The 23,491-nt window shown below is 52.8% G+C and carries 20 protein-coding genes; 18 read left to right on the plus strand and 2 right to left on the minus strand.

What is annotated here, in order from left to right:
• The first annotated feature begins 19 nt into the window (after nt 1-19).
• The 11 genes from galE to ACTHUT_RS02130 all read left to right on the plus strand — a co-directional run bounded on the left by galE (nt 20) and on the right by ACTHUT_RS02130 (nt 13,776).
• Nucleotides 20-1,036: a UDP-glucose 4-epimerase GalE gene (galE, locus tag ACTHUT_RS02080; protein ID WP_440385930.1), complete on the plus strand. Its 1,017-nt coding sequence runs from the start codon at nt 20-22 to the stop codon at nt 1,034-1,036.
• A gap of 116 nt (nt 1,037-1,152) precedes the next feature.
• Complete coding sequence (gene rffG / locus ACTHUT_RS02085; RefSeq protein ID WP_440385929.1) at nt 1,153-2,220, plus strand: dTDP-glucose 4,6-dehydratase; 1,068 nt, start codon at nt 1,153-1,155, stop codon at nt 2,218-2,220.
• Between the two features lie 73 nt (nt 2,221-2,293).
• The gene (rfbA, locus tag ACTHUT_RS02090) at nt 2,294-3,160 is read left to right on the plus strand and encodes a glucose-1-phosphate thymidylyltransferase RfbA (protein ID WP_440385928.1); all 867 of its coding nucleotides are present in this window, start codon (nt 2,294-2,296) and stop codon (nt 3,158-3,160) included.
• A gap of 53 nt (nt 3,161-3,213) precedes the next feature.
• On the plus strand, nt 3,214-3,756 hold the full coding sequence (rfbC, locus tag ACTHUT_RS02095) for a dTDP-4-dehydrorhamnose 3,5-epimerase (RefSeq protein WP_440385927.1): 543 nt from the start codon (nt 3,214-3,216) through the stop codon (nt 3,754-3,756).
• A 55-nt stretch (nt 3,757-3,811) separates the two neighbouring features.
• Nucleotides 3,812-4,933 (plus strand): stealth family protein, encoded by a 1,122-nt coding sequence (locus ACTHUT_RS02100; RefSeq protein WP_315611309.1) that lies wholly within the window; start codon nt 3,812-3,814, stop codon nt 4,931-4,933.
• 44 nt (nt 4,934-4,977) lie between these two features.
• A complete protein-coding gene (locus ACTHUT_RS02105; RefSeq protein WP_440385926.1) occupies nt 4,978-7,002 on the plus strand; it encodes a capsular polysaccharide biosynthesis protein in 2,025 nt (674 codons plus the stop codon).
• 136 nt (nt 7,003-7,138) lie between these two features.
• Nucleotides 7,139-8,398: a capsule biosynthesis protein gene (locus ACTHUT_RS02110; RefSeq protein ID WP_440385925.1), complete on the plus strand. Its 1,260-nt coding sequence runs from the start codon at nt 7,139-7,141 to the stop codon at nt 8,396-8,398.
• 362 nt (nt 8,399-8,760) lie between these two features.
• A complete protein-coding gene (locus ACTHUT_RS02115) occupies nt 8,761-10,167 on the plus strand; it encodes a tetratricopeptide repeat protein (protein WP_440385924.1) in 1,407 nt (468 codons plus the stop codon).
• A 216-nt stretch (nt 10,168-10,383) separates the two neighbouring features.
• Nucleotides 10,384-11,598: a sodium/glutamate symporter gene (gene gltS / locus ACTHUT_RS02120; protein WP_315611313.1), complete on the plus strand. Its 1,215-nt coding sequence runs from the start codon at nt 10,384-10,386 to the stop codon at nt 11,596-11,598.
• Between the two features lie 105 nt (nt 11,599-11,703).
• Nucleotides 11,704-12,726 carry a lysozyme inhibitor LprI family protein gene (locus ACTHUT_RS02125; protein WP_049349307.1) on the plus strand — a complete coding sequence of 341 codons (1,023 nt, stop codon included), beginning with the start codon at nt 11,704-11,706 and terminating at the stop codon, nt 12,724-12,726.
• A 54-nt stretch (nt 12,727-12,780) separates the two neighbouring features.
• Entirely contained in the window at nt 12,781-13,776 is a 996-nt protein-coding gene (locus tag ACTHUT_RS02130) for a S49 family peptidase (protein WP_070837155.1), read from the plus strand.
• Nucleotides 13,777-13,968: 192 nt separating this feature from the next.
• On the opposite strand, the gene pdxA is transcribed toward ACTHUT_RS02130, so the two are convergent.
• Complete coding sequence (pdxA, locus tag ACTHUT_RS02135) at nt 13,969-14,973, minus strand: 4-hydroxythreonine-4-phosphate dehydrogenase PdxA (RefSeq protein WP_440385923.1); 1,005 nt, start codon at nt 14,971-14,973, stop codon at nt 13,969-13,971.
• Nucleotides 14,974-15,128: 155 nt separating this feature from the next.
• Nucleotides 15,129-15,659 (minus strand): cytochrome b, encoded by a 531-nt coding sequence (locus tag ACTHUT_RS02140; RefSeq protein ID WP_440385922.1) that lies wholly within the window; start codon nt 15,657-15,659, stop codon nt 15,129-15,131.
• Nucleotides 15,660-15,891: 232 nt separating this feature from the next.
• On the opposite strand from ACTHUT_RS02140, the gene ACTHUT_RS02145 reads away from it, so the two are divergent.
• The 7 genes from ACTHUT_RS02145 to ACTHUT_RS02175 all read left to right on the plus strand — a co-directional run bounded on the left by ACTHUT_RS02145 (nt 15,892) and on the right by ACTHUT_RS02175 (nt 23,445).
• The gene (locus tag ACTHUT_RS02145; protein WP_440385921.1) at nt 15,892-17,421 is read left to right on the plus strand and encodes an ABC transporter permease; all 1,530 of its coding nucleotides are present in this window, start codon (nt 15,892-15,894) and stop codon (nt 17,419-17,421) included.
• Between the two features lie 110 nt (nt 17,422-17,531).
• Nucleotides 17,532-18,095, plus strand: coding sequence for a hypoxanthine-guanine phosphoribosyltransferase (locus tag ACTHUT_RS02150; protein WP_188212847.1), 564 nt, complete (start codon nt 17,532-17,534; stop codon nt 18,093-18,095).
• A gap of 57 nt (nt 18,096-18,152) precedes the next feature.
• Nucleotides 18,153-18,581, plus strand: a complete 429-nt coding sequence (locus tag ACTHUT_RS02155; protein ID WP_003747942.1) for a PTS sugar transporter subunit IIA — start codon at nt 18,153-18,155, stop codon at nt 18,579-18,581.
• 44 nt (nt 18,582-18,625) lie between these two features.
• On the plus strand, nt 18,626-18,895 hold the full coding sequence (locus ACTHUT_RS02160) for an HPr family phosphocarrier protein (protein WP_003747940.1): 270 nt from the start codon (nt 18,626-18,628) through the stop codon (nt 18,893-18,895).
• The gene (gene ptsP, locus ACTHUT_RS02165; protein ID WP_440385920.1) at nt 18,895-20,658 is read left to right on the plus strand and encodes a phosphoenolpyruvate--protein phosphotransferase; all 1,764 of its coding nucleotides are present in this window, start codon (nt 18,895-18,897) and stop codon (nt 20,656-20,658) included. Before ACTHUT_RS02160 ends, ptsP begins: the two co-directional genes overlap by 1 nt.
• Before the next feature lie 508 nt (nt 20,659-21,166).
• Complete coding sequence (locus tag ACTHUT_RS02170) at nt 21,167-22,282, plus strand: ABC transporter substrate-binding protein (protein ID WP_440385919.1); 1,116 nt, start codon at nt 21,167-21,169, stop codon at nt 22,280-22,282.
• A gap of 116 nt (nt 22,283-22,398) precedes the next feature.
• The gene (locus ACTHUT_RS02175; protein WP_254343220.1) at nt 22,399-23,445 is read left to right on the plus strand and encodes a FecCD family ABC transporter permease; all 1,047 of its coding nucleotides are present in this window, start codon (nt 22,399-22,401) and stop codon (nt 23,443-23,445) included.
• Nucleotides 23,446-23,491 lie beyond the last annotated feature (46 nt).

A 23,491-nucleotide genomic window follows, 5' to 3' on the forward strand; every position in this document is an offset into this window, starting at 1 on the left:
TTTTAATTAAGGAAAACCAATGACTATTCTTATTACCGGCGGTACCGGTTTTATCGGTTCTCATACCGTTGTTTCCCTGTTGAAATCAGGCTTTAATGCCGTGATTTTGGACAATTTGTGCAATTCGTCTGCCAACATCCTCCCACGCTTGGAAAAGATTACCGGCAAGTCTGTGCCTTTTTACCAAGGGGATATCCGTGATCGTGAAGTGTTGCGTCAAATCTTTGCAGAACACGATATTGATGCCGTCATTCATTTTGCCGGCTTGAAGGCAGTCGGCGAAAGCGTGGCCGAGCCAATGAAATACTATGACAACAATGTGTCGGGCAGCTTGGTTTTGGCTGAAGAAATGGCACGTGCCGGTGTATTTAAGATTGTGTTCAGCTCATCGGCTACGGTTTACGGCGATCCGGGCAAAGTGCCTTATACGGAAGATATGCAACCGGGGGATACGACCAGCCCTTACGGCACGTCTAAGTCTATGGTGGAGCGCATTTTGACGGATATCCAAAAGGCCGATCCGCGTTGGAGCGTGATTTTGTTGCGTTATTTCAACCCTATCGGTGCGCATGAAAGCGGTTTGATCGGCGAGCAGCCAAACGGTATCCCAAACAATCTGCTGCCTTATATCTGCCAAGTGGCTTCAGGCAAGCTGCCGCAATTGTCGGTTTTCGGCAACGACTACCCTACTCCCGATGGTACGGGTATGCGCGACTATATCCATGTGATGGATTTGGCGGAAGGCCATGTGGCGGCGATGCAGGCAAAAAGTGATGTTTCGGGCGTACACCTGTTTAATTTGGGTTCTGGACGTGCTTATTCGGTATTGGAAATCATCCGTGCCTTTGAGGCGGCCTCCGGCTTGACCATTCCGTTCCAAATCAAACCGCGTCGTGATGGCGATTTGGCCTGTTTCTACGCCGATCCTGCCTACACCAAAGCACAAACCGGTTGGGAAACCAAACGCGATTTGGCGCAGATGATGGAAGACTCATGGCGTTGGGTCAGCAACAACCCAAATGGCTACGACGATTAAGTTGACCTGATACGGGCCGTCTGAAAGAGATGTTTTCAGACGGCCTTTTTATCTGAAAAACACACATTCTGTCTGCTATAATCCGTTTATATTATTTTGACTATCCTCTGAAACTTATGAAAAAAATCCTTGTTACCGGCGGCGCGGGCTTTATCGGTTCTGCCGTTGTCCGTCATATTATCCAAAACACCCAAGACTCTGTCGTCAATGTCGATAAGCTGACTTATGCCGGCAATTTGGAATCTTTGACCGAGGTAGCCGATAATCCTCGCTATGCTTTTGAGCAAGTGGATATTTGCAACCGAGCCGAACTCGACCGCGTATTCGCACAACACCAGCCGGATGCCGTGATGCACTTGGCAGCGGAAAGTCATGTCGACCGCTCAATCGATTCGGCAGGCGAATTTATCCAAACCAATATCGTTGGCACATTCAATCTGCTTGAAGCGGCCCGCGCCTACTGGCAACAAATGCCGTCTGAAAAGCGCGAAGCCTTCCGCTTCCACCATATTTCCACCGATGAAGTCTATGGCGATTTGCACGGCACGGACGATTTGTTTACCGAAACCACGCCCTACGCGCCATCCAGCCCCTACTCTGCCTCTAAAGCGTCCAGCGACCACCTCGTCCGTGCATGGCTGCGCACCTACGGTTTGCCGACCATCGTAACCAACTGCTCCAACAACTACGGCCCTTACCACTTCCCGGAAAAACTCATTCCATTGATGATTCTGAACGCGCTCGACGGCAAACCGCTGCCCGTGTACGGCGACGGGATGCAAATCCGCGACTGGCTGTTTGTCGAAGACCACGCGCGCGCGCTGTATCAGGTTGTTACCGAAGGCATCGTCGGTGAAACCTACAATATCGGCGGCCACAATGAAAAAGCCAATATTGAAGTGGTCAAAACCATCTGCGCCCTGCTGGAAGAGCTTGTTCCTGAAAAACCTGCAGGTGTGGCGCGTTATGAAGATTTAATTACCTTCGTGCAAGACCGCCCCGGCCATGACGTGCGCTACGCCATCGATGCCGCCAAAATCGGCAGGGAGCTGGGCTGGAAACCGCAGGAAACGTTCGAATCCGGCATCCGCAAAACAGTACAATGGTATTTGAACAACAAAACCTGGTGGCAAAACGTATTGAACGGCAGCTATCGTCTGGAACGTTTAGGCACCGGAAAATAAGTTTTCAGACGGCCTGTTCCCATATTAGGCCGTCTGAAAATCACGCAAACACACACTACTCAGGAGAAAACCCATGAAAGGCATCATCCTTGCCGGCGGCAGCGGCACACGCCTCTACCCCATCACGCGCGGCGTATCCAAACAGCTGCTACCCGTGTACGACAAACCCATGATTTACTATCCCCTGTCCGTATTGATGCTGGCAGGAATCCGCGATATTTTGGTGATTACCACACCCGAAGACAACGCCTCTTTCAAACGCCTGCTCGGCGACGGCAGCGATTTCGGCATTTCCATCAGTTATGCCGTACAACCCAGTCCGGACGGTTTGGCACAGGCATTTATCATCGGTGAAGAATTTATCGGTAACGATAATGTCTGCTTGGTTTTGGGCGACAATATTTTCTACGGCCAATCGTTTACGCAAACATTGAAACAGGCCGCCGCCAAGACCCACGGCGCAACCGTATTTGGTTATCAGGTCAAAGACCCCGAGCGTTTCGGCGTCGTCGAATTTGACGAAAACTTCAACGCCCTGTCTATCGAAGAGAAACCGCAACAGCCCAAATCCGATTGGGCGGTAACCGGCTTGTACTTCTACGATCAACGCGTCGTCGAGTTCGCCAAACAAATCAAACCGTCCGCCCGCGGCGAATTGGAAATTTCCGACCTCAACCAAATGTATTTGGAAGACGGTTCATTGTCGGTGCAACTTTTGGGACGCGGTTTCGCATGGCTGGACACCGGCACCCACGAGAGCCTGCACGAAGCCGCTTCATTCGTCCAAACCGTGCAAAACATCCAAGACCTGCAAATCGCCTGCCTGGAAGAAATCGCTTGGCGCAACGGTTGGCTTTCTGATGAAAAACTGGAAGAGCTGGCGCGCCTGATGGCGAAAAACCAATACGGCCAATATTTGCTGCGCCTGTTGAAAAAATAATGTTTGAGGCCGTCTGAAACTTTTCAGACGGCCTTTAGATGAAAGATAAAACGATGAACATCATTGATACTGCCATTCCTGACGTAAAACTGCTTGAGCCCCAAATCTTCGGCGACGCGCGCGGCTTTTTTATGGAAACCTTCCGCGACGAGTGGTTCAAAACCCAAGTCTGCGACCGCACCTTCGTGCAGGAAAACCACTCCAAATCCAGCAAAGGCGTATTGCGCGGCCTGCACTATCAAACTGAAAACACACAAGGCAAACTCGTGCGCGTGATTGTCGGCGAAGTATTCGACGTAGCCGTCGATATGCGTAAAGACTCTCCCACGTTCGGCAAATGGGTAGGCGAGATCTTGTCCGCAGAAAACAAACGCCAACTGTGGGTACCCGAAGGTTTCGCTCACGGCTTCTATGTACTGAGCGACGAAGCCGAGTTCGTCTATAAATGCACAGACTATTACAACCCAAAAGCCGAACACTCGCTGATTTGGAATGATCCGACCGTCGGCATCGACTGGCCGCTGCAAGGCGAGCCGAACCTGTCGCCTAAAGACTTGGCAGGCAAAGTATTGGCCGAAGCCGTCACGTTTGAATGACTTCAAAACATAACAGAATCAAATGTTTCTATTTTGTAGTATTAGAAAGTTTCAAATGAATTTAAATAAAATTAGAAAATTTTTTAGAGAGCCCCATATTTTCTTTAGGGATTTTCTAAATAAACGCTTTCCTCCTTATAATGTAGAACAGCCTATTCCTGAAACTGAAGAATTTACTCTGATCAATGCAGATGCTAATCTTGCATCACTCACAGAAAATGTTTTGCCAAACTTTCCCATCGATGTTGTTTTTACTTGGGTCGACAATACCGATAAAGCATGGCAAGAACAGTATTACCGTACCCTGCAGCCCATTGATCAGAAAGATATCGGCCTGTATGCGACCGACCCTGCCCGCTTTTCCAACCATAATGAACTTTTTTATTCAGTACAGGCCGTACAGAAGTTTATGCCGTGGGTCCGCAATATTTTTATCGTAACGGCGGATCAAAAACCTAAATGGTTAGATGAAAACACCCATTCTAAAATTAAATTAATCAATCATTCGCAAATTATTGATGCCAAATACTTACCAACGTTCAATTCCCACGTCATTGAAGCAAACTTATATAAAATTCCAGATTTAAGTGAACATTTTATTTATTTCAATGATGATGTTTTCGTTGCAAGACCACTGACACCTAACCACTTTTTTGAAAATAATGGCTTGGCTTCCCTATTTGTTGCCAATAAAAGTTTTCAAAAAATGCGTCAACGGGGTCTAATCACACCAACATTGACCGCATCAGAACACGCATTAAAGCTCTTAAAAAGACATTATCCGACAATTAATATCAATACACCGTTGGTACATACTTACGTTCCACTACGGAAAACATCCTTTCAAAAAGCATGGTCATTATTTGAAGATGAAATAAATTCTTTTCTAAATAACAAGGTGCGCCATAATTCTGAACTTAATATGGCCAGTTTCTTGGTACCCTGGTTGATGTATCTTGACGGATATGCCACACCGAAACGTGAAATTTGCTACTATTTCAATATACGCAGTTCACACGCCCAGACTCAATATAAGAAATTGTTATTCAAGAAGAAATACCTTCATATGCCCCACTCCTTCTGCATTAACGATTCAAGCAGTAATAATGCGGATAAAAACTATGCCCTACATTTCCGAAATTTTATGGACACTTACTTTGAAATAGAGGCAGAATAAATTCTTACATTAATGATATTTGATAGATAACATAATAATTTAAAATGATTTTTTCAACATTCGGCCTATTTAGACAACGTCTCTTGCTAACCAAATTTTTAGATAAAATTTCAACGGATAAGACCGCATTATTTTGGGGCAAGAAACATCCCAAACGCAGAAAATTAGCACATATCTTAAGATTGCCCCTGCTCAATCTTGAAGACGGCTTTTTACGTTCAGTCGGACTGGGCGTCTCCGGTTATCCGCCCTACTCCATAGTCTATGACGACCTCGGCATCTACTACGACACCACCCGTCCTTCGCGTTTGGAACAACTGATTCTCGCTGCCGATACCATGCCGTCTGAAACCTTGGCTCAGGCGCGGCAGGCGATGGATTTCATCCTGCGACACCACCTATCCAAATACAACCACGCGCCCGAACTTTCAGACAATCATCCTTTACGTTCCCCATCCAAACCTGAAACCGTCCTCATCATCGACCAAACCTTCGGCGATATGGCCATCCAGTATGGCGGCGCAGACGCCTCTACGTTTGAACTGATGTTTCAGACGGCCTTGAATGAAAACCCGCAAGCCGATATCTGGGTTAAAACCCATCCCGATGTTTTGTGCGGCAAAAAACAAGGCTATCTGACCCAACTGGTGCAGCAACACCGCGTCCATCTTTTGGCAGAAGACATCAATCCGATTTCTTTGTTGCAAAACGTCGATAAAGTTTATTGCGTTACCTCGCAAATGGGTTTTGAGGCGCTTTTATGCGGCAAACCGCTGACCACCTTCGGCCTGCCGTGGTATGCCGGATGGGGCGTAAGCGACGACCGCCATCCTGAAATCAACCGCCTTGTTCAAACCCAACGTCGCGCCCCCCGCAACTTGCTACAGCTCTTCGCCGCAGCCTATCTGCAATACAGCCGCTACCTCAACCCCAATACCGGCGAAGCAGGCAGCCTCTTTGATGTCATCGACTATCTGGCGACGGTCAAACGCAAAAACGACAAATTGCGTGGCGAATTGTATTGCGTCGGCATGTCTTTGTGGAAACGCGCGGTTGCCAAACCGTTCTTTAACGTACCCTCATGCCGTCTGAAATTTATTTCCTCCACCCAAAAACTGGCCGGGGTTAAACTGTCCGACGATGCACGCATCCTTGCCTGGGGCAACGGCAAAGAGGCCATCGTCCGTTTTGCCGAACAACGCCACATCCCCCTGCTGCGTATGGAAGACGGCTTTATCCGTTCGGTCGGACTCGGTTCTAATTTAGTCCCGCCGCTGTCGCTCGTTACCGACGATATGGGCATTTATTTCAACGCCGAAACCCCGTCCCGTCTTGAACATATCCTGCAAAACCAAGACTTCGACAATCAAGACTTTCAGACGGCCTTGAAGCTGCAAAAAATGCTGACCGAAAACCACATCAGCAAATACAACGTCGGCAGCTCGAACTTTACCGCCCCATCAACCGACAAAACCGTAATCCTCGTTCCCGGCCAGGTTGAAGACGATGCGTCTATCCGCTACGGTTCGCCCAAAATCTACCGCAATCTGGATTTGCTCCGTACCGTACGCGAACGAAACCCCGACGCCTATATCATCTACAAACCGCATCCCGATGTAGTCAGCGGTAACCGTATCGGCCATATCTCCCCTGAAGATACGGCACGATATGCCGACCAAACCGCCGAACAGGCCGACATCCTGACTTGTCTCCAACACGCAGACGAAGTTCACACCATGACTTCGCTGACCGGTTTTGAAGCCTTGTTGCGCGGCAAAAAAGTCAGCTGCTACGGCCTGCCTTTTTACGCAGGCTGGGGGCTTACCCAAGATCTGCTTCCCATTCCGCGCCGCAGCCGCAGGCTTGAGCTTTGGCAGCTGATTGCAGGCACGCTCATCCACTATCCCGACTACATCCACCCCGAAACCCATCAGGCCATCAATGCGGAAATCGCAGCCCAAATCCTGATACGACAAAAAAATATGCAAAAAAACAACAACGGATTACATCGCGGGTACTTTTCCAAAAAATTAGGTAAAATCAAACAACTATATCGATCTTTTAAATAAATGCCATCAAAATTAACAATACGTCATAAACCGGCTTCAATTGCGGCATCATTGCTTTTGCATCGTTAATACGCTTGGCGTATGCTTAAAAATTCAACCCAAAACTATTACACAAAAAACAAAATCACATTGCGACATGAAACAGCCCGTCCTCCAAAACAACCTGCAAAACTTACTTGAAAGCGCAGAAAACATCCTGCTGCTTCAAGGCCCTGTCGGCGATTTTTTTCAGCGCCTCGCCGGCTGGCTGACCGCAAACGGCAAAACCGCGCATAAATTCAACTTTAATGCAGGCGACGACTATTTTTATCTGCCCACTCAAGCTCATACCGTTGTTTTTAACGACAGCTACGATGCCTTTCCTGAGTTTTTGCAAGAATACATCGTTCAACATCACATCCAGGCGGTTGTCTGCTTTGGCGACACACGCCCTTATCACGTCATCGCAAAACGCATTGCAAACGAAAACCAAGCCAGTTTCTGGGCGTTTGAAGAAGGCTATTTCCGCCCCTACTACATCACCTTAGAAAAAGACGGCGTCAACGCATTTTCTCCGTTGCCACGCCGTGCCGACTTTTTTCTGGAACAATTCCCCAAACTGGCCCGGCAAGAATACAAAGCGCCGACACCGGTACGCGGCGGGTTTACGCCTATGGCCAAAAATGCCGTCCGTTACTATATCGAATTGTTCCGCAATCCGAACAAGTACCCGAACTACATCCACCACCGCGCATCCAATGCCGGCCATTACCTCAAACTGTGGTCAATCTCCATCCTCAAGCGTTTGAACTACTATATTGAAGACATCCAAATCGCCAAACGCGTGGAGGCGGGCAAATACGGCAAGTTTTTTATTGTTCCCTTGCAGGTATTCAACGACAGCCAAGTCCGCATCCATTGCGACTTTTCCAGCGTCCGCAGCTTCCTGCTCCATGTTTTGGCCTCCTTTGCCGCACACGCGCCTGCCGATACCAACCTCATCATCAAGCATCATCCGATGGACCGCGGCTTTATCGACTACTCGCGCGACATCAAACGCTTTATCAAAAAACACCCCAAACTCAAAGGCCGTATCACTTACGTCCATGATGTCCCCCTGCCCGTTTTCCTACGTCACGGCCTCGGCATGGTTACCATCAACAGCACCAGCGGCCTGTCCGGCTTGATCCACAACATGCCAGTCAAAGTCCTCGGCCGCGCCCATTACGACATTCCCGGCATAACCGACCAAAATACCTTGGCAGAATTTTGGAATCATCCGACGCCGCCTGACAGCGACCTGTTCCATGCCTACCGTATGTACCACCTCAACGTAACCCAAATTAACGGCAACTTCTACAGTCAGGTGTTTTTCCCCAACAAAAAAACCTCCGACTCTTCCACTCCGACAACCTGACTTAGCAAAAATAATTCAGGCCGTCTGAAAAACATTTCAGACGGCCTGAAACAATCAACATCCCAGCCGCCGTCATGGTAAACAAACCATAAAAAACCGCATTTATCATTAACAATAAATTACAAAAACAGTATAATGACCGAGCTGTCATGAACGCATGCCGACTCAAGCCGAAAGCTTTGTAACGCACTGAATAGAGATGTTTTCCCAGGAAAATAATACAACAAGCCAAACATCTTTAAAGGCAGGCCGCTAAGGCAACTGCAAAACTGTGCCGAGCCCTATTTTTTTACAAAGCCATCGACCGGCATTGCCGCCTATATGCCGCAGCACCCGTCTTCCACTTTATCCACCCGCAAACCATGACCGCCGCTCCTGAAATCCTCTACCGGCAAGCCGCCGCCCTTTTGGAACAATCCCATACCGCCCAAGCCCTGCCCCTGTTGCAACAGGCGGCAGAGCAGGGTTATGCGGAAGCTGCTTTCGTATTGGGCAACCATCTGCTGCAAAACGGCCAACCGGAGCAGGCACTTTCATGGTTGGAAGCCGCCGCGGTCCAACGCCATCCCAAAGCACTCTTCTCCCTGCTGCAACAGCGCGAACACAACGGCACCCCGACCGGACAGCTTCTTAACGAATACGCCTGGCTGGGTGAGCAGGGGCACCCAGAAGCCCAATTAATCCTCATGCGTTACCACGCGCAACGCAACGATCCACAATCACTCTACTGGGCGGAGCTTTCCGCCGCCCGATATGCCGCGCCCGCGTATTACCATCTGGCACGCCATCATCAACGCCAAGGCGACTTTGCGACAGCCGTCGAACAATACGAAAAAGCGGCCGCCCTCGGCGTGACTGCCGCCTGTTGGCAACTCGGTCAAATCTACTTCTACGGCACAGGTATCAGCCCCGACCACGCACAAGCCGAACAATACCTCGAACAAGCCGCGCAAGCCGGCCACATCGCCGCACAAACCCTGCTGGCCGACCTTCTTGCCGCCCAACGCCGACCCGAAGCCTTGGAATGGTATCGTCGTGCCGCCGACAAGGAACAAGCGGAAGCTCAAGCCAAGCTGGCCCAATACGCCCTGACCGGCGAACTTTCCGAACGAGACCCGTTCCAAGCGGCACGCTACGCCAAAGCCGCCGCCGAGAAAAACCATCCCGAAGCCTTGAAAATCATGGGCGACCTCTACCGCTACGGCCTCGGCATCAAAGCCGACAACCATGTCGCACATGATTACTACCACCGTGCCGCCGCGCTGGGTTCTGCCGCCGCCGCACAAAAACTCATCAGCGATGCCGCGCTGTACCATCCGCAACAATACGAACAAATCAAAACAGCCGCCCTGCAACAGCAACAAACCGAGACTGCATACCGTTTGGCGGAAGCACAAGCCCGCGCCATCGGCCGTCCTGCCGACTACAATGCCGCGCGCAAAAATTACATGGAAGCGGCCGAGTTCCATCATAAAAATGCGGCGGCGGCCTTAGGCCGCATCTACCATTACGGCCTCGGTACGGCGCAAGACCCTCGTGCAGCCGCCCACTGGTACGCCATCGCTGCCGAACAAAACCACCCTTCCGCCCAATACCACCTCGCCTGTTTCTACTATCACGGGCAAGGTGTAAGCTGCCATGTTCCGACTGCCTGCTACTGGCTGCAGGCCGCCATCGGCAACGGGCATACCTCGGCCGGGTTATTAACATCCCTCTTAGAACAATGGCGCCGCGAAGCGCATCATGCCATCGGGGAAAAGGCCGTCTGAAAAGATTTACACACGCATTTTTTGACAATCTTTAACTATTCCCCTAATATTTGCCAGTTATTTTTCACGGACAAGCCATCGTTTTCATTTCTTTCCGGAAACACCTTGTCCGCGCATCAATACCATGACACTCGGCGGATAACGCCAAGCGTTGAAACACACTACATCCGGAAAGAAACGGATACTCGGAAAAACATTTCTAGGAGGTGAAACAACATGGAATGGGAATTCAACAGTTATTACACACTGATTGCCGCCACGCTCGTGTTGCTGGTTGGTAAATTTCTGGTTCAAAAAATCAAATTCTTACGAGACTTCAATATTCCCGAGCCGGTCGCCGGCGGTCTGGTTGCCGCTATCGTCCTGTTCGCCATGCACGAAGCCTACGGCGTCAGCTTCAAATTTGAAAAACCGCTGCAAGATGCGTTCATGCTTATCTTCTTTACATCCATCGGTTTGAGCGCCGACTTCTCCCGTTTGAAAGCAGGCGGTTTGCCTTTGGTTATCTTTACCGCCGTGGTGGGTGCATTCATCATCGTCCAAAACTTCGTCGGTGTCGGTTTGGCAACAGCATTGAATCTGGATCCACTGATTGGCCTGATTACCGGTTCGATTACCCTGACTGGTGGTCACGGTACCGCCGGCGCATGGGGTCCTGACTTTGAAAGCAAATTCGGCCTGACCGGCGCAACCGGCTTGGGTATGGCTTCCGCCACCTTCGGCTTGGTATTCGGCGGCCTGATCGGCGGTCCCGTTGCCCGTCGCCTGATCAACAAAATGGGTCGCAAACCTCTGGAAACAAACAAAAAACCAGTTGACAACGACCAAACCGACGACGTCTTCGAAAAAGCACAACGTACCCGTCTGATTACGGCTGACTCCGCTGTCGAAACACTCGCGATGTTTGCCGCATGTTTGGCTTTTGCCGAAATCGTCGACGGCTACGACAAAGCCTTCTTCGACCTGCCTAAATTCGTATGGTGTCTGTTTGCCGGCGTGGTCATCCGCAACGTCCTGACTGCAACCTTCAAAGTCAATATGTTCGACCGCGCCATCGACGTATTCGGTAACGCCTCCCTGTCGCTCTTCCTCGCCATGGCCCTTCTGAACCTGAAACTGTGGGAATTGACCGGTCTGGCAGGCCCGGTAACCATCATCCTGGCCGTACAAACCGTCGTGATGATTCTGTACGCAACCTTCGTTACCTACGTCTTCATGGGCCGCGACTACGACTCCGCCGTCTTGGCAGCCGGCCACTGCGGTTTCGGTTTGGGTGCTACCCCGACTGCCGTTGCCAACATGCAGTCCATTACCCAAACTTTCGGCCCTTCGCACAAAGCCTTCTTGATTGTGCCTATGGTGGGCGCGTTCTTCGTTGACCTGCTCAACGCCGCCATCCTCTCCGGCTTCGTCAGCGTCATCAAAGGCTGATACGTCCGACATAGAAAAGCACTTGCCGCATTTACTTGCTGCAAGTGCTTTTGCTATGATAGGCACGTCAGGCCGTCTGAAAGGCCGTCACCTTCAGGAGTACACATGTACAAAAAAACCGCTTCCGTATTGATTTTAAGCACAATTCTGCTTGCCGCATGCAGCAAAGAAGAGCCCAAAGCCGCACTTGATTGCGCCCAACCGGCCACACTGCAAAACATCCGTACCACCATCGAAGACACCCTCAAACAACAAGCGCGCTCCTTCGCCCGCAATGACAACCGCCAATTCGTCGATGCCGACAAAATCATCGCCGCCGGCCTCGAATTAGAAACCCTGCTTGAAGACCCCAAAGAAACCGAAGACGACGGCAAAGCCATCTGCCGCGCCAACCTCAAAATCCGTATTCCCGACACCATCCTCAAAACGGCCATAGACAACAGCCCGCTGATTTACGGCAGCACCCCGTTGGCCGACATGCTCGAACAAAAACTGATGGGCAGCAACCTGACCTTTGAAAACAACACGTTCAGCACCACTCTGCTCTACACCCCCGACAAAGACGGCAAACCGGTTTTCGAAGACAATACCCTGAGTTCCACCGCCCAAACCCTTTCCGCCACCCTGCTGCCCTACGGCGTGAAAAGCATCGTCATGATAGACGGCAAACCCGTGTCCAAAGAGCAGGCCATCAAACTGCTGCAAAACCAAAACACGGAAGAACCGCCCACCCTCAATCCGCAAGACATCCTTGAAAACAACGCCGCCAGCCAGGCTGCCGGCCTGACCGATGACGGCGACGATTCAGATTACGAAGTCCTGCGCCCCGACCATGAAACCCAACGCAACGAGCCGCCCGGCCTCAGCCAAAGCGAACTTGACAACGCGCGCGCGCAAAACCGTCAGGCGGACGGCGAGATCAACGACCTCTGGGGCGGCATGGACAGCGACGTCAAACAACAAATCCTCGGCGAACAACGCGCCTGGATTCAAAGCAAAAAACTCAACTGCCAACAAGCCGCCGCGTCCGCAGACAACGCCGCACAAGCAGAATACCTGCGCCTGCAGTGTGAAACCCGCATGACCCGCGAACGCACGCAATACCTGCGCGGCTATTCCATCAACTAAAACCGATAAGGCCGTCTGAACATTCAGACGGCCTGCACGAAAGCACATCACATCATGCAATACCGAATCCACCGTGAAGGCGATGCCCAAAACACACCCTCTTCAGCCTCCACCCCCATCGACAACTGGGAGCGCAACACCCTGCGTGAAGTTCTCCTCGCCGCCTACCAAGAACAACGCCGCGCCCGCATTTGGCGCAATATCTGGCGCGGCGTCGCCGTCCTCATCTTCCTCAGCCTGATTTTCGGCCTTGCGGAAGAAGAAGGAAAAACCACATCGGTCCAAGCCCGCAGCGAACACACCGCCGTTATCGACCTGACCGGCGAAATCGGCAACGACATCGACGACCAAGTCCAAATCCTGCGCGACAGCATGGAAGCCGCCTACGAAAACGGCAACGCCAAAGCCATCATCATCCGCGCCAACAGCCCCGGCGGTTCGCCTGTCGTGTCCAGCATAGCCTTTAACGAAGTCCGCCGCCTCAAAGCCGAACACAAAGACATCCCCGTTTACCTCGTTGCCGAAGACATGTGCGCTTCCGGCTGCTATTACATTGCCGCCGCAGCCGACAAAATTTATGCCGACCCTTCCAGCATCGTCGGCAGCATCGGTGTGATCGGCGGCGGTTTCGACTTTACCGGCCTGATGGACAAAGCCGGTGTCAAACGCCGTCTGAAAACCGCCGGCAGCAACAAAGGCATGGGCGACCCTTTCACGCCTGAAACGCCGGCACAAACCCAAATTTGGGAAACCATGTTGGGCGATATCCACCAAGAATTCATCAAAGCCGTCAAACTCGGCCGCGGCGCAAGGTTGAAAGACAAACAGTATCCCGACGTTTTCAGCGGCCGCATCTATACTGGCAAAGAAGCCAAACAGGTTGGCCTGATTGACGACTTCGGCAGCATTTACAGCGTTGCCCGCGATGTCGTCAAAGCCCCCGAGCTGGTCAACTACACGCCGCAAGACGATTTCAGCAAAATGCTCAGCCGCCGCTTCGGTGCGGAAGTGAAGGCCAAAGTCAAAGAAACTTTGTCTGAAATTTGGTAAACCAAAAAACTCAAAGGCCGTCTGAAACCCTAAACATCTGGGTTTCAGACGGCCTTGTTATATATGGTTTTTACAATAAAACGCTGATTATTGTCCAAACACTCATCGTCTTTATCAACCAACAGGCAAATATTTCCTGATGATGCTCTTACAGGAACACTTTACGCCGACAAACAATCAAACCTCCACGCTTCAGACGGCCTGTTTCTGCATATTGTGCGCCATATCGAGCGCGGCGCGGACAGCGGTCATCAGGCTGCCGGAATCGGCTTTGCCCGTGCCTGCCAAATTCAAGGCCGTGCCATGATCGACGGAGGTGCGGATAAAGGGCAGGCCGAGGGTAATGTTCACGCCTTCGCCGAAACCGGCGTATTTGAGCACAGGCAACCCTTGGTCGTGATACATGGCGAGGACGGCATCGGCATCTTTAAGCAGGAAGGGTTGGAACACGGTATCGGCCGGATAAGGGCCGCGCGCGTCTATGCCTTCGGCCTGCAGGGCATGAAGCGCCGGAATAATGGTGTCGATTTCTTCGTGTCCCAAATGACCGCCTTCGCCGGCGTGGGGATTGAGGCCGGTAACAAGGATAACCGGTTTGGCTATGCCGAACTTATGGCGCAGGTCGTGTTCAAGAATGCGGACAACCGACTCGATTAAAGGCTTCGTGATGGCGGCGGAAATGTCTTTCAGCGACAGATGGGTGGTCACCAATGCCACACGCAGGCCGCCGCCGGTCAACATCATGACGACTTGTTCGGTATGGCTTTTTTCGGCGAGGTATTCGGTATGGCCGCTGAAAAAGCCGTTGCCTGCGTGGGCATCGTTGATGATGCCTTTATGCAGCGGCGCGGTCACCATACCGGCAAACAGGCCGTCTGAAATGCCCTGATACGCCGTATCCAGCAGCCGGAGCACATACGCGGCATTGGCAGGATTGAGTTCGCCCGCCCGACATTCGGCAGCTAAAGGAATATGCAGGACTTCGAGTTCGCCCTTGGGCAACGGATCGGCCGCTTGGGCTTGGAAATCGCGCAGGATAACGGATTTGCCGAGCTGTTCGGCCCTTTGCGCCAACAGGTTTTTATCGCACAAAACAACGGGGCGGCAAGGAAGGTCGGCGAAAGCCAAATCAAGGCAGATGTCGGGGCCGATGCCGGCCGGTTCGCCGGAAGTGATGGCGAGGATGGGAGCAGTCATGGTGTTTCTCGGTATGGTTTACAGTATTTAGACAACGTCAGGCAAAATGCCTGCTCTATTTTTGCAGATTAACACAAATACAAAAAGGCCGTCTGAAAACAGTTTTTGCTTGGTCAAACTGTTTTCAGACGGCCTTGTCTGTTTACCGTTTCAAATTAAGAACGACGGCCGATCATGCGGTACAAAACGTCGTGGCCTTGAATGCGGTGGACGACGACCATGGCGATGTGGCCGGCGACCAGCGCGAAGAGCAGCCAGCCGAGTTTGCCGTGCGCCATGTTGCCGAGGTTGGCCATCCATTCGATTTTTTCAGGCGAACCCTGCATCACTTGGACGCCGAATACTTTCAACGGGCCGCGGCCGCTACCGTATTGGCGGATCATGCCGATAACGGGAACGGCAAGCATGAGGACGTAAAGGGCAAGGTGGCCGGCTTTGGCGGCAAAGCTGTCGGCGGCAGGACGTTTGGATGCATTGAGCAAGGCCCAAACAATGCGCACGATAATCACCAGCAGCGTGATGAAACCGATGGATTTGTGTACGCCGAAGAGTGCGCCGACCCATTCTTCGCCGTCATAAATGGTCCAGATGGAGATGGTGGTCAGGATGCCGATGAAACCGAGTACGGTCAGCCAGTGCAATGCGCGCGAGACGGTATCATAGGTTTGGGGGCGTGTAGTGGTCATAATGTTTCCTTATTTTTGATTTATTTGATTTTTTGAAGCGGCGGATTGTATCAAAAATGCCCAACCAATTATATTGCCTTTTTGAAGACATTTCGTAAATGTTTGAAAATTTTGAATAAACATCAGTTTTATCCGTCAGGCTGCCCAGGCCGTCTGAAAACAAGGGCAGGAATACCACCTTCTGCGCCGAACTCGGGCTAAAATAGGCGTTTTTATTCTCGGGTACGCATCGATGCAGGTTTGGATTCGGCGGTGTGCGCTGTTGCTGCTGCCTTTGGGTTTCTTGGCGGTCATGGTGGCCGCGCCTTTGCTGTCGCTGGCGTTTTACGACGGCGAGGGTGCTTGGGCGGAAGTGGTGGCAGACGACTATATGCGCCTGCGCTTGGGCTGGACGGTGGCGCAGGCAGTTTTGACCTGCGTCTTGGTTACAGCTTTGGGCGTGCCTGCGGCATGGGTGCTGGCGCGGATGGATTTTGCCGGACGGCGTATGGTTTTGCGTCTGCTGATGCTGCCTTTCGTGATGCCGACTTTGGTGGCGGGCATGGGCGTGCTGGCCTTGTTTGGCGCACACGGCATACTGGCGGCAGGTTGGCAGGACACGCCGTGGCTGCTGATTTACGGCAATGTGTTTTTCAACCTGCCGGTTTTGGTGCGCTCGGCGTATCAGGGATTTGTGCGTGTGCCGCAGGCGCGGTTGCTCTCGGCGCAATCGTTGGGCGCAGACGCGTGGCGGCGGTTTGTCTGGGTCGAATGGCCGGTGGTGCGTGCATGGGTCGCCGGCGGCGCGTGCCTGGTGTTTTTATATTGTTTTTCAGGCTTCGGGCTGGCCTTGCTGCTCGGCGGCGAGCGTTTTGCAACGGTAGAAGTGGAAATCTACCGGCTGGTGGCGTATGAGTTGGACATGGCGCGTGTGTCGGTGTTGGTGTGGTTGGTGCTGGCGGCTACGGCGGCGGCAGGCGGTTTGTATGCGTATTGGAGCAAGCGTGTGGCGGTGGATAAATCAGTCTCGCCTTTGCCTCCGCGCGCGCCGGTACGGGCTTGGGAAAAATGGCTGACGGCAACGGTATTGGCCATGTTGGTGCTGTGCTGCCTGCTGCCTTTGGCGGCGGTGTGGCTCAAGGCGGCAGCGGCAGGCTCTTCGTGGGCGGTTTTGCTGGAAGCGCAAACGTGGGCGGCTGCGTGGAACACCGTCCGTTTTTCTGCGGCAGCCGTGGCGGCAGCGACGGTTTTGGGCGTGCTGTATGCGGCGGCGGCACGGCAAATGGCGTGGTTGCGCGCGCTGATGTTTTTGCCGTTTATGGTGTCGCCCGTGTGCATCGCGTTTGGTGTTTTGCTGCTCTATCCGCAATGGACGGCTTCGCTGTGGCTGCTGACGGCGACTTATGCGCTGTTGGCGTATCCGTTTGTGGCCAAAGACGTATTGGCCGCGTGGGACGGTTTGCCCAAAGATTATGCTGCGGCGGCGCGCACCATGGGCGCAAACGGTTTTCAGACGGCCTGTTATGTAACCGCACCTTTATTAAAACCAGCTTTGCGGCGCGGCCTGACCTTGGCTTCGGCAACGTGTATCGGCGAATTTGCAGCCACATTGTTCCTGTCGCGCCCCGAATGGCAGACGCTGACCACCTTGATTTACGATTATCTCGGGCGCGCCGGTGCGGACAATTACGGACGGGCGATGGTGTTGACGGCGGTATTGACTGCTTTGGCTTTGACGGCATTTTTGCTGGTGGACGAAGCGGAAGGACAAAAGGCCGTCTGAACGCGTTCGGTTTCAATTTCCTCCCTTCCCATGCGCCATTGCGGCCTGTATCGAAAATTGATTGAATCCGCTATATAATTTGTTTTTAACCGTACCCAACACGACCTATCATGACCGACTTAGAAACCAAACGCCTTGAAACCCAAGCCATGCTGGACAATGCCGACTTGCTGTTTGACCAAGAACAATGCCGCGCGGCCTTGCAAAAAGTTGCCGACGACATTACCCGCGACTTGGCCGACAAATACCCCCTGCTGCTGCCTGTCATGGGTGGCGCGGTGGTGTTTACAGGACAGCTGCTGCCGCTGTTGCGCTTCCCTCTGGACTTTGACTACGTCCACGTTTCCCGCTACGGCGACAAACTCGCGGGCGGCGCGTTCAACTGGAAACGCATGCCCGACCCCGAGCAAATCAAAGGCCGTCATGTCGTCGTTTTGGACGACATCTTGGACGAAGGCCACACCATGGCCGCCATTCAGGAAAAACTGTTGGAAATGGGCGCGGCAAGCTGCCGTGCGGCCGTATTTGCCAACAAACTGATCGACAAAGAAAAACCGACCAAAGCCGACTATATCGGTTTGGACGTGCCCAACCGCTACGTCTTCGGCTACGGCATGGACGCCGCCGGCTGCTGGCGCAACCTCGGCGAAATCTACGCCTTAAACAACAAATAAAACCAAGGCCGTCTGAAAGGTTTTCAGACGGCCTCAAACCAACACTAGGAACACATCATGATCGGCCTGCTTATCATCACGCACGAAACCATAGGCGAAGCCTACCAAGGGCTGACCCACCATTTCTTCCCCAACGGCTTTCCCGAAAACGTCCGTATTCTCGGCGTTCAGCCCAATGAAGACCAAAACGACATCATCAATAACGCCATCGCCGCCTTGCAGGAATTTCCCGACAACCGCGGCGTACTGATCATGACCGACATCTTCGGCGCCACCCCGTGCAACGCCGCACGCCGGCTGGTGCGCGAAAACAAATCCGCCATCCTGACCGGCCTCAACGCCCCGATGATGATTAAAGCCATCCAATACTCATCACAAGCCGAAAACCTCTCCGACTTCACCGAAACCGTCAAAGAAGCCGCCATCCGGGGCATTTTCGCCATTACATCCGCACCCGAAGACCTGGTGTGCAAAGAAAACGGCTAAGGCCGTCCGAAAACATTTACTTTACAAACATTTAGGGGACATCCATGCTCAAACAAGAAATCGAAATCATCAACAAACTCGGCCTGCACGCACGCGCCTCCAGCAAATTCACCCAAACCGCCTCCCAATTCCAAAGCGAAGTCTGGGTTACTAAAAACGGCAACCGCGTCAACGGCAAAAGCATCATGGGCCTGATGATGCTGGCCGCCGCCAAAGGCACCGTGATTGAGCTGGAAACAGACGGCGCAGACGAAGCCGCCGCCATGCAGGCATTGACCGACCTCATTAACGACTACTTCGGCGAGGGCGAATAATGAGCATCGTCCTACACGGTGTGGCCGCGGGCAAAGGCATTGCCATCGGCCACGCCCACCTCATCACGCGCGGCGCGGCGGAAGTTCCCCAATACGACATCGATCCCGACAAGCTCGAGGCCGAAGTCGCCCGTTTTGACAACGCCATCAAAGCCACGCGCAAAGAATTGGAACAATTGCGCAGCGCGATTCCCGAAAACGCCCCGACCGAATTGGGCGCGTTCATTTCCCTGCATCTCATGCTGCTGACCGACGTTACCCTCTCGCGCGAACCCATCGACATTTTGCGCGAGCAGAAAATCAACGCCGAATGGGCATTGAAACAACAAAGCGACAAGCTCGCCGCCCAGTTCGACAGCATCGACGACGACTACCTGCGCGAACGCAAACAGGACATGCTCCAAGTCGTCCGCCGCATCCACAACAACCTTGTCGGCCAAAGCAACGAAATCAACCTCGCCGGCAACCTGTTTGACGACACCGTCCTCATCGCGCACGACCTCTCGCCTGCCGATACCGTACTATTCAAAGAGCAGCACATCACCGCCTTCGTAACCGATGCCGGCGGCCCGACCAGCCACACCGCCATCTTAGGCCGCAGCCTCGACATCCCGTCCGTCATCGGCCTGCACAACGCCCGCAAACTCATCACCGAAAACGAAATCGTCATCGTCGACGGCATCAACGGCGTCCTCATCATCGATCCCGACGAAGTCGTCCTCAACGAATACCGCCGCCTCGCCCGCGAATACCGCAGCCACAAGCGCGAACTCAACAAAATCAAAAAAACCGCTGCCACCACGGCCGACGGCATCAACATTGAGTTGCTCGCCAACATCGAATCCGCCGAAGACATCAAAGCCCTGCACAACTTCGGCGCAGACGGCGTCGGCCTGTTCCGCAGCGAATTCCTCTACCTCAACCGCGACAACATGCCGACCGAAGACGAACAATACGAAGTCTATGCCGGCATCGTCAAAAAACTCAAAGGCAAAAACATCACCATCCGCACCGTCGATTTGGGTGTCGATAAGAATCCGCGCTGGTTCGGCCAAAACAGCACGCCCAACGGCAGCCTCAACCCCGCGCTCGGACTGACCGGCATCCGTTTGTGTCTCGCCGAGCCGGTCATGTTCCGCACCCAAATGCGCGCCATCCTCCGCGCCGCCGCCCACGGCCCCGTGCGCATGATGTGGCCGATGATTACATCCATTTCCGAAGTGCGCCAATGCCTTATCCACCTGGACACAGCCCAACGCCAGTTGACCGAACGCGGCGAAACCTTCGGCCCGGTCAGCATCGGCTGCATGATCGAAATCCCGTCCGCCGCCATGACCGTCGGCAGCATCCTCAAGCTCGTCGACTTCGTTTCCATCGGCACCAACGACCTGATTCAATACCTCCTGTCGGTCGACCGCGGCGACGACAGCGTCAGCCACCTCTACCAACCCGGCCACCCTGCCGTCCTCAAAACGCTGCAACACATCATCCGCACCGCCAACCGCATGGAAAAAGGCGTCTCCATCTGCGGCGAAATGGCCGGCGATACCGTCTTTACCCGCCTATTGCTCGGCATGGGCTTGCGCCGATTCTCCATGAACCCCAACAACCTGCTTTCGGTTAAAAACATCATCCTGCACAGCCACACCGGCCATCTTGAAAACGATGCCGCCAAAATCCTGCGCTGCGAAGACCCGGAAAAAGCCGAGAAACTGATTAAAATCCTCAACCAAAGCGAACAGGCGGAATCACAGGCCGTCTGAATCTCTAAAAAGGGCGTGTTTCGATACACGCCCTTTTTATTTTTCCCCATTTTGGGTTGACACCCGATTCCCCTCAAGCCTTTCCCTATTTCGCCATTTCAAAAACCAACCTTTTTCACTTTTCCCAAACACTGCTTACAGGCCGTCTGAAAAATATAGGGCGCAAGTGAAATAAAACTTTTATCCCCACACCAAAGGCCGTCTGAACCCCGATTACAAGGTTTCAGACGGCCTTGTTTTCAACCGGATACCTTTTATTTTTGCAATAAAAAACCCTTTGCCTATCCATTTCAGCTACTGCCCACTATGGATTTAGGCACACCATACTCGTCCTTTTAACTAGGTCTTCAGTACACTCAATCCTTATATCAACACTATTCCTTCGTTTAATGATGCAACTTTTTATTCCGAAACATGTCTATCCTTTCGTTTAACTTGAAAAAATACCCAATACCTTGTAAATTTACTAAAAGATAGTAATTATCATCATATTCTAAAGGAATGATTCATGAGATTTACGCAACTTTCTGCCTTGATTGCCACCGTCGCTTTATCCGTCGGCTCCGTATCCGCTTTTGCCAAACCCGTTCAGCTGACCGATACCGTCGGCCGTAAGGTAACCGTCGACCTGCCAGCCAAACGTGTGGTTTTAGGCTTCTACTACCAAGACTACATGGCCATCGGCGGCAAAACCGCGCTGGACAACGTTGTCGGTTTTTCCAAAGCAGTTTGGGCCGACTGGGCGCCGCCGAGCTGGGCGGCATTCAGCAAAGCCGTGCCTAAGTTGAACCAGCTTGCCGACGTGGGCGAAGTGGAAGTCGGCACTTTCTCGATTGAGAAAGTATTGGCATTGAAACCCGATTTGCTGGTTTTGGCCGAATGGCAATACAAGGCTTTGGGTTCCGATCTCGACCGCATCAACAAAGCCGGCATCCCCATCGTCGTGTTGGACTACAACGCGCAAACAGTGGCCAAACACGTTCAATCGACCAAACTCATCGGCACATTGACCGGCCAGCAGCAAAAAGCCGACAAACTGGCGGCGGATTACAAACGCGTTGCCGACACCATCCAAGCGCGCGTGCAAAAGGCCAACCTGCCCAAGCCTAAAGTCTATGTCGAGTTCGGCAACAAAGGCCCTGCCGAACACAGCGTTACCTTCGGCAAGAGCATGTGGGGTTCGATGGCGACACTGGTCGGCGGCAACAATATCGCCGCTTCTTCGGTTGAATTCTACGGCCCGATCAACCCTGAAAAAGTATTGGCTGCCAAACCCGATGTGATCGTGATTACCGGCCGCGAAACTGAATTGAAGAAAAACCCTGCCGCCATGGTGATGGGCTGGGACATTCCGAAAGCCGAAGCGGAAAAACGCTTGGCCGGTTTTGCCAAACGCGCCGGCTGGGCTAACCTGCCTGCGATTAAAAACAACCGCCTCTACGCCGCCTACCACGCCAATTCGCGCACGCTGTCCGACAGCGCGTCAATTCAGTTTATGGCCAAAGCGATTTATCCGCAGTTGTTTAAGGATTTCAACCCTGAGAAGACCTATCTGGACTTCTACCGCCAAAACCTGCCCGTCGTACCGAGCGGCACGTTCTACCTCTATCCGAAAGGACAATAAGGTAGTTTAGATTTTCAGACGGCCTTTTAAATCGGAAGGCCGTCTGAAATTTTTGCGGAAGAAAAAGGCAAACCCGTTCTCCCCTTTATCAACATTCTTTTTTAAAGGTTTGAAACATGAATGATTCGGTTGTCGCCGAGATTGTGAAAAACCAGCGCAAGTTGGAAGGCAAGCGTTGGTTGATTGTGTTGATGTTTTTAATCATCGCGGCAGTCAGCTTCTTATTCGACATCGCCACCGGCCCGGCGATGACGGACACGCTGCCTGTCGGCGAAGTGGTCAATGTTTTGCTGGGCAAACCCGAAGTCGATGAAATGAACCGCCTGATTGTGATGGATTTGCGCCTGCCGATTGCGGTGATGGCGCTGGTGGTCGGTGCGGCTTTGGGTGTCGGCGGTGCGGAGATTCAGACGCTCTTGAATAACCCGATGGCCAGCCCTTATACGCTGGGCTTGGCGGCGGCGGCAGGTTTGGGCGCGTCGGTGGTGATTGCGTTCGGCGGTTTCGGACTGCCTGAAACGGTCGCCGTCCCCATCGGCGCGTTTGTGATGACCATGCTGGCTTCGGGCATCTTGTTTCTGTTTGCCTCGGCGCGCCGCTTCAACTCGGCAATGCTGGTGTTGGTGGGAATTGCGCTGTTGTTTCTGTTTCAGTCGATTCTGTCGCTGATTCAGTTTATCGCCGCGCCTGAGATTTCGCAGCAGATTCTATTTTGGCTGTTCGGCAGTTTGACCAAAGCGACTTGGGAGACGGTCATCGTCACGGCGGCGGTTACAGCGGTATGCGTGTTTCTGCTTTCGCGCGATGTGTGGAAGCTGACCGCGCTGCGTTTGGGCGAAGAGCGCGCCGTCGGGCTGGGCATCAATCTGCAACTTTTGCGCCTGAAAACGCTGGTGTTGGTGGCGGTGATGACGGCGACGGCCATCAGTTTCGTCGGCGTCATCGGCTTTATCGGACTGGTAGCGCCGCATGTGGCGCGGATTCTTTTGGGCGAAGACCAACGTTTCTTCCTGCCCGGCGCGATGCTGGCGGGGGCGGCGTTTTTGTCGGTCGCCAGCGTGTTGTCCAAGGTGATTATCCCCGGCGCGCTGTTTCCGGTGGGGATTGTTACGTCGTTTGTCGGCGTGCCGTTCTTCTTCTGGATTGTATTAACGAAACGATAGGCCGTCTGAAATGTTGAAACTTGAAAACGTACACATCCGGCGCGGC

It is taken from the genome of Neisseria sp. P0022.S010 (genome assembly GCF_051956635.1).